The following is a 7,868-nucleotide window of genomic DNA, read 5'->3' on the forward strand; positions in this document are numbered from 1 at the left end:
CCGCGCGATCGGGTCCTCGCCGGCCTCGCGCCGCGCACCGAGGGTGTTCGCTTCGAGGCGCTCAGGCGAGAACGGCGCCGCCTCGGTGGTGTCCGGCCGAGGTCAGCCCTCGTCGTGCAGTTGCTTCCACACGCGTTGCGCGAAAACGGTCTCGCCCGCGTACTCGTCCGCCTCGGGCGCGGTGGCCAGCCAGCCGACGACGTCGCCGGGGATGTCGGGGGTCGCGGCGCTGAAGTTGGCCTGGAGGTGGGCGCCGGACCCGCGGGCCTTCTGCGACTCGGTGAGGACGAAGCCGGGGTCGACGTTGAACGCGCGCAGCCCGTGGTCGCGATACTCCGCGTGCAGGACGCCCGCGACCCGGCCGAACGCGGCCTTGGACGCGGCGTAGGCCACGCCCCAACCGCCCGCGTCGGCCGGGCCGGGCGGATTGAGCCGCACCGAGCCCGACGTCATGTTGACGACGTGACTGCGCCGATGTTCGAGCAGGTGCGGCACGAGCCGCTGGATCAGCACGAGTTGGTGCAGGTAGTTGCCGACGACGAGATTGTGCGCGGCCTCGATCGGCAGGTCGAGGATGCGGTCCATCGCGCCGGGGCCCTGGTGGATGGCGTTGTTGAAGAGCAGGTCGACTCGGCCCCACGCGTCCAGGGCCACGTCGCACGCAGCGGTGATGGACTCGCGATCCATCAGGTCCATCCGGATCGGCAGGGCCCGGCGGCCCAGCGCTTCCACCTCGCGGGCGGTGGTCTCCAGGCTGCCGGGGACGGCGACGGTCTCGGGCGCCGCAGCGGAGGCGGTGGGGCCGGCGAGCCCGTCCCCTTCGCGCACGGTACGGGCGGTGAGCACCACGTCGTAGCCGGCGCGGGCGAGGGCGAGCGCTCCGCAGCGGCCGATGCCGCGGCTGGCGCCGGTGACGAACGCTACGGGGGTGTCTTGAGGCATGGGCCGACCATGCCAGAGTTGTTTGACATAATCCAGTAAAAGCCGTTCGCGTATGCGTGGCACCTTGTTGCCGCCCACGACCGCTGCTTGACTGCTGGACATGTCGACGCACGAGGTCACCAACCAGGTCCCGGCTCCGACCGCCCACGAAACGGCCGTCGACCCGGCCCTGTACGAGGCGCTGCACCGCGAGGGCGCGGGCTGGGCCGAGGCCGAGGTTCGCGAGCTGGGCCTGCTCGCGGGCGGCGAACAGGCCCAGGAATGGGCCAGGCTCGCCAACGAGAACGAGCCGATCCTGCGCTCGCACGATCGCTGGGGCAACCGCGTCGACGAGGTCGAGTTCCATCCGGCGTGGCACGAGCTGATGGGCGTGGCGATCGGACACGGCCTGCACGCGAGCCCGTGGCGCGAGGACCGCCCCGGCGCGCACGTCGCGCGCGCGGCCAAGTTGTACGCGTGGGGCCAGGCCGAGGCGGGCCACATGTGCCCGTTGTCGATGACCTACGCGTCGGTGCCGGCGCTTCGCCTCGAACCCGAACTCGCCGAAGCGTACGAGCCGTTGCTCGCGTCCCGCGAGTACGACTTCGGTCTGCGCGAGCCGAGCGGCAAGCGCGGCCTGATCGCGGGCATGTCGATGACCGAGAAACAGGGCGGCTCCGATGTGCGCACCAACACCACGCGCGCGGTGCGGTCGGCGGACGGATCGTATCGACTGACCGGGCACAAGTGGTTCACCTCCGCGCCGATGTCCGACCTGTTCCTGACCCTGGCCCAGGCACCGGGCGGGCTCTCGTGCTTCGTGGTCCCGCGGGTCCTGCCGGACGGCACCCGCAACGCGTTCCACCTGATGCGACTCAAGGACAAGCTCGGCAACCGCTCGAACGCGTCGGCCGAGATCGAGTACGCCCGCGCGTACGCCCGACTCGTCGGCGGCGAGGGCAACGGCGTGCGCACGATCGTGACGATGGTCAACGCGACCCGGCTGGACTGCGTGATCGGGGCGGCCTGTGGGATGCGGGTCGGCGCGGTGCGCGCGGCCCACCACGCGCGACACCGGCGGGCGTTCGGCGCGGCGTTGATCGACCAGCCGTTGATGCGCAACGTACTGGCCGACCTGGTGATCGAGTCGGAGGCGGCGACCACGGTCGCGCTGCGGCTCGCGGGCGCGATGGACCGGTCCTCGCGCGGCGACGCGGACGAGGCGATGTTCCGGCGGATCGCGGTCGCGGTGACCAAGTACTGGGTGTGCAAGCGCGGCCCCATGCACGCCGCCGAGGCCCTGGAATGCCTGGGCGGCAACGGTTACGTCGAGGAGTCGGGCATGCCTCGGCTCTACCGTGAGGCCCCGCTCGTGTCCATCTGGGAGGGCTCCGGCAACGTCGCCGCCCTCGACGCGCTGCGCGCGATGGCCCGCGAACCGGCCTGCGTGGAAGCCTTCTTCGCCGAGGTCGACGCGGCCGCCGGCGCCAACCGCCACCTGGACGCCGCCGCGACCACCTTGCGCAAGGATCTGGCCGACCCGACCGACCAGGAATTCCGCGCCCGCCGCATCGTCGAATCCATGGCGCTCCTCCTCCAGGCATCCCTCCTGGTCCGAAACGCCGGCCCGGCCGCCCCGGCCTTCTGCGCCACCCGCCTGGCCAACCACGGCGGCCACGCCTTCGGCACCCTCCCCCAAGGCACCGACACCACCGCCCTGCTGTCCCGAACGGCCCCGAGCGGGCCCCTCCGTTAGGGTTCGACCCCGAGCCTCCCGCATACGCGCGTTCGCCGACGCGACCGACCCGCGCCCCGCGTCACCCCCCGGCGTCCACCCGGGCCACCACCGCCGTCGCCCGGTCGGCCGGCACGCCGAGTGCGATCAACGCCGTGATCGCCTGCTGGGCCGCGGTCACCTCCACATCTCCGTTGACCGCCTCCAACAGCGCTATCACCATGCCCTCCAGCGCGGTCGCCAGCACGTGTGGTGGCAGGTGGTCGGCGAACACGCCTGACCGTTGCCCGGCGGCGATCAACTCGGCGCTGCGTTCTCGTACGGGCGCGAGCAGTGCCGGGATTCCGCCGTCGGCCAGGTTGCGTTGGGCGAAACTGATCAACAGTCGGTAGCGGTCGCCGATCCGCCATGCCGCCAGGTCGAACCGGGCCACCGCCTCCTCGACCGAGTCGTCCTCGTTTCGCGCGCCCTCGACGGCGGCGAGGATGTCGTCGGCCGCCTCGCGGGCCAACCCGGCGACCAGTGCCTCGCGACTGGGGAAGTGCCCGTACACCGTGCGCCGGACGACCCCGGCGGCGCGCGCGATGTCGTCCATGGACACGTCGGTGTCGCGGATCAGCTCGGTCCTGGCGACGGCGAGGATCCGGTCGCGGTTGGACTGCGCGTTGCGTCGCCGCGCCGGCGCCTGCTCGACGGCTCCGTCGACGGCGGCGACCTCGTCGTCGGACCGCTCGCCGGGACGGGTCGGGGCCGTCCGAGCGGCGTGGACTCCCGGTTTCGTCTGCATTGCGCGTTCCTTCCTGGGTAGCCGCCCCGGAGCCACCGGGAAGCCGTGCGGTGACGGGAGCCTGCCAGAGATCCGCCCTCGGCGGGTCGACACCCGGCGAATCGCACCCTTTCATCCGATCACCCCCACCATATTTGCACAATGCTGTGCAATAAACTACGTTGCACAGCGTTGTGCAAATATCGCGGCTGCGTGGGCCGCCCGTCCCGAAAGGCGTTCCGATGTCCCTACTCGCCACCACGCCGGTGGACCGGATGGACCGGCCGTACTCGCGCCGCTGGTGGGCCTTGGGCGTGCTGTGCCTGAGCCTGCTGATCATCGTCATGGCCAACACGTCCCTGATCGTCGCGGCGCCCGACATGACCCGCGATCTGGGCCTGTCCAGCCGTGACCTGCAATGGGTCATCGACGCCTACACCGTCCCGTACGCCGCGCTGATGCTGGTCCTCGGCGCGATCGGCGACAAGTACAGCCGGCGCGGCGCGCTGCTCACGGGTCTGGTGATCTTCGCCGCGGGATCGATAGCCGGCTCCCTCGTCCACTCGACCGCCGGCGTGATCATCGCCCGCGCGGTCATGGGCACCGGCGCCGCCGTGATCATGCCCGCGACGCTGTCCCTGCTGGTGGCCACCTTCCCGCGCGGCGAGCGCGCGAAGGCGATCACCGTGTGGACCGCGACGTCGGGCCTGGCCATCGCGGTGGGTCCGCTGGTCGCCGGATGGCTCCTGGAGCGCCACGCGTGGGGTTCCACGTTCTTGATCAACGTCCCGGTCGCGCTGCTCGCGCTGGTGGCCGCGATGTTCGTGGTGCCGCCGTCGAAGGCGCACGACTACGGCAAGCTCGACCTGGTCGGTGGGGCGCTGTCGATCGCCACGCTCGGGTCGCTCGTCTACGCGATCATCGAGGGTCCGCACTTCGGCTGGGGCGGCGGTCCGGTGGTCGCGCTCGTGGTGTTCGTGGTCGGTCTGGCCTCGTTCATCGCGTGGGAACTGCGCCACCCGCGGCCGATCTTCAACCTGCGCAAGTTCCACGAGCGGGTGTTCTCCGGCTCGATGCTCGCCGTACTGCTGTTCTTCCTGGGCACCTTCGGCGCCATCTACTTCCTGACCCAGCACCTGCAGTTCGTGCTCGGATACGGCCCGCTGGAGACCGGCGTACGACTGCTGCCGCTGGCCGGGGCGGTGTGCGTGGGCGCGGTCGTCACCGGCAAACTCACCCCGCTGCTGGGCATGCGGGTGACGGTGACCGCCGGCATGACGCTCGGCACGACAGGCATCCTGCTGATGACCCGGGTTTCGGACGGTTCGGGATACGGCGACTTCCTGGCGCCGCTGATCCTGCTCGGCGTCGCGATCGGTCTGAGCGTGTCGCCGTGCACCGAGGCGATCATGGGCTCGTTCCCGGAGAACGAACTCGGCGCGGGCGGTGGCGTCAACGACACCGCGGTGGAACTCGGTGGCGCGCTGGGCATCGCGATCCTGGGTTCGGTGCTCGCGACGTCGTACGAGTCCGAACTGACCGAGTCGGTGGGCAACTCGCTCCCCGGCCCGGCGATGGACGTCGCCAAGGACTCGATCGGCGGCGCGCTCGCCGCCGCCGAGCAGGTCGGCCACACGGCCGGGCCACAGCAGGCGCAGGCCCTGATCCAGGCCGCGGACCACGCGTTCACCCAGGCCGTCGCGCACACCAGTCTGGTCGGCGGCATCGTGCTCGCGATCGGCACGATCCTGGTCGGCGTGATCCTGCCGAACCGCGCCAAGACGCAGCAGGCCCGCGAGGAAGCCCTGAGCACGGAGACCGCCGAACGCGACAAGGAGCCGGTGGGGTAACCCTGTCGGACACCCTGCCCGGGGCAGGCACCGACCGGCGAGGTCTTCGAACGAGCCATGGAAACAAGGAACAAGGGGCGGTCGACATCGAGTCGACCGCCCCTTTCCGCCGTCTTGTCCCCGCCCGGGCCCCGACGCGACCGCGCGCCCGAGCCCGCCTCCCGACGCGACCGCGCGCCCCGAGCCCGCCTCACGTCTTCGCCGCCCCCCGCACCGCCCGCCCCACCCACGCCTCGAACCGCTGCCATGCGACGAGTTCGTCGCCCCCTTCCGGCTCGGACCAGTCGACCAGCAGGTCGGCGGCGTCGAGCAGGTCCCAGTAGGGGTGGTGGACGTCCTCGCGCCCGGCGGCCTTCGCGTACGCGGCCACGAAGTCCTCGGCGACGGCCACCCCGTGGGTCAGCGCGAGGTTGAGCCGAAAGCGCGCGACGTCGATCCCCAGCGGCCCCACGCACCCCGTGCTCCAGTCGACGACGCCGCCGATCTCGTCGCCCGTCCACAGCAGTTGCCCGGCGTGGAAGTCACGGTGGATGAAGCCGGTCGGACCGGCCGGGGGCGCGCCGTCGAGCACGGTGATCATGCGCTGCCACACGTGTGGGCGCGTGGTCCAGGTCGGCACCGAGCGACCGGCCGGTGCGTAGTAGGGCGCGTAGCGCGTCGATACGACCGTGCCCGGGTCGACGGCGTGGATCCCGGCGAGCAGTTCGGCCGCCCGATCGAGCAACACCGCAGCGTCGGCGGGAGGTTCGGGCGTGCCGGGCACACGCGTGGTCAGCAGCGCCGGCTCCGGCCCGTCGAGCAGTGCGGCGATCGGCACGGGCGCGGGCACCGGTGTATCGGCGAGCAGCCCCAGCACCCGGGCCTCGTGCTCGGGCCGATACCACGGGTCGCCGGCGAGCCGGTCGGCGTCGTGGAAGACCCGCAGGACGAGGTCGCCCACGGCGTACAGCCGGTTCGACCCGACGCCCATGGGCACCACGTCGACGTCGCCGACGATCTCTCGCAGTCGGCCGAGGGTGGCGTCGTCGGGCATCTGCACGGGTGCGGCTCCTGTTCGTGGGCGGGCTGATCCGGCGCAGCCGATCCCGGGCACCGGTTGCCGGCACGTCCGCAGGCACCCCGCCCGGGCGCCCCCGCGAGCGACGACGGTCACCCACCGTCTCACGTCCCGGGTTCGCCCCGGTCGGCGACTGCCCGAGCTTCGACTTCACACATGTTGACTTTAAGCATCCCCGCTCGACAGGATGACCGAGGCAAGGGCCGACTTAGGCAAGCCTTGCCTTTCTCGGGATTTCGGGGTGGTGGCGTGACCGACGCACGTGCGGAACAGACGACGGAGCACCCGGGGCAGGCCGGGTCGTCACGGCTGGTGCTGGTCCTGGTGACGGTGGCATCGGTGCTGCTCGTCGTGGACATCACGATGGTCTCGGTGGGTCTGCTGCGGATCCAAGAGGATCTGAACGGCTCGACGGCCGGGCTCCAGTGGGTGATCGTGGCCTACACGCTGACCTTCGGCGCGTGCCTGCAGACGGCCGGCAGCGTGTCCGACCGGATCGGCCGACGCCCGGTGTTCCTCGGCGGAATCGCCCTGTTCACGCTGTCCTCGCTCGCGTGCGGACTCGCGCCCGACGTGGTCGTCCTGGACGCGTTCCGGGGCCTACAGGGCGTCGGCGCGGCCATGCTTCTGGCGACCGCACTGCCGTTGATCGCGCAGGCGTACCAGGGCCAACGGCGCAACATGGCCATCGCGACGTGGGGTTCGACGCTCGGCGCGTGCGCGGCGGTGGCACCGTTGATCGGCGGTCTCCTGGTGGACGTCGCGAACTGGCGGTGGATGTTCCTGGTCAACGTGCCGATCGGGATCACCGCCTTCGCACTCGCCGCGGCAAAGCTGCCGAGGGATCGGCCGACGGCGGTCGCGGGCGGGATCGACTGGGCCGGCGCGGTCGCGCTCGTGGGCATGTGGGGGCTGCTGAACCTGGCCGTGACGCGAGGGGGCGACCAGGGCTGGACGAGTGCGTCGACGCTGGGCCAATTCCTGGGCGCGAGCCTGCTGTTGGGCGTGTTCATTGTCGTCGAGCGCCGGGCCGCGGCGCCGATGCTGGACCTGGGGCTGTTTCGGATCCCGACGTTCGTGGGCGCGGTGTCGATCTCGTTCCTGTCCCGGTTCGTGACGGTTGGTTCGTCCGTCTACTTCCTTTTGTACTTCCAAGGCGCGCTCGGCATGTCGCCGTTCGAGTCGGGGCTGCTCCTGCTGCCGGTCTTCGTCCCGCAACTGGCCATGGGGCTGGTGGCGGGCCGGCTCCAGGCCCGATTCCCGGCCGCGCGGATCATCGCGGCCGGGTTCACCACGCTCGCGCTCGGCGCGCTGTGGATGGGCCTGAGCTTCGCCCCCGACGCGTCGTGGCCGGCCCTGCTGCCGGGGCTCCTGGTGTGGGGCGTCGGAAGCGGGATCGCGTCGAGCCCACTGATGTCGATCGCGGTGAACACGGTGCCGGCCGAGCGGGCGGGGATGGCCTCGGGCACGGCGAACGGCCTGTTCCCGATCGGCGCCGGCGTCGGGATCGCCGTCCTGGGTGTGCTGTTCGACGCGCGG

The 7,868-nt window shown here is 71.5% G+C and carries 6 protein-coding genes; 3 read left to right on the forward strand and 3 right to left on the reverse strand.

Annotated features, from left to right (window positions below):
• Positions 1–102: 102 nt before the first annotated feature.
• On the reverse strand, positions 103–942 hold the full coding sequence (locus GT354_RS24915; RefSeq protein ID WP_161358603.1) for an SDR family oxidoreductase: 840 nt from the start codon (positions 940–942) through the stop codon (positions 103–105).
• 100 nt (positions 943–1,042) lie between these two features.
• Here GT354_RS24915 and GT354_RS24920 point away from each other — a divergent pair, with 100 nt between their 5' ends.
• Positions 1,043–2,677 carry an acyl-CoA dehydrogenase family protein gene (locus GT354_RS24920; RefSeq protein ID WP_161358604.1) on the forward strand — a complete coding sequence of 545 codons (1,635 nt, stop codon included), beginning with the start codon at positions 1,043–1,045 and terminating at the stop codon, positions 2,675–2,677.
• Positions 2,678–2,738: 61 nt separating this feature from the next.
• Here GT354_RS24920 and GT354_RS24925 read toward each other — a convergent pair whose 3' ends face one another.
• Positions 2,739–3,443, reverse strand: a complete 705-nt coding sequence (locus GT354_RS24925) for a TetR/AcrR family transcriptional regulator (protein ID WP_161358605.1) — start codon at positions 3,441–3,443, stop codon at positions 2,739–2,741.
• A 221-nt stretch (positions 3,444–3,664) separates the two neighbouring features.
• Here GT354_RS24925 and GT354_RS24930 point away from each other — a divergent pair, with 221 nt between their 5' ends.
• Positions 3,665–5,272, forward strand: a complete 1,608-nt coding sequence (locus GT354_RS24930; protein ID WP_161358606.1) for an MFS transporter — start codon at positions 3,665–3,667, stop codon at positions 5,270–5,272.
• A gap of 190 nt (positions 5,273–5,462) precedes the next feature.
• On the opposite strand, the gene GT354_RS24935 is transcribed toward GT354_RS24930, so the two are convergent.
• On the reverse strand, positions 5,463–6,305 hold the full coding sequence (locus GT354_RS24935) for an aminoglycoside phosphotransferase family protein (RefSeq protein ID WP_237535422.1): 843 nt from the start codon (positions 6,303–6,305) through the stop codon (positions 5,463–5,465).
• Between the two features lie 273 nt (positions 6,306–6,578).
• On the opposite strand from GT354_RS24935, the gene GT354_RS24940 reads away from it, so the two are divergent.
• The coding region (locus GT354_RS24940; RefSeq protein ID WP_346012158.1) for an MFS transporter at positions 6,579–7,868 on the forward strand (1,290 nt) is incomplete at its 3' end.

The sequence above is a fragment of the Streptomyces sp. SID3343 genome, from assembly GCF_009865215.1.
Lineage (GTDB): Bacteria > Actinomycetota > Actinomycetes > Streptomycetales > Streptomycetaceae > Embleya.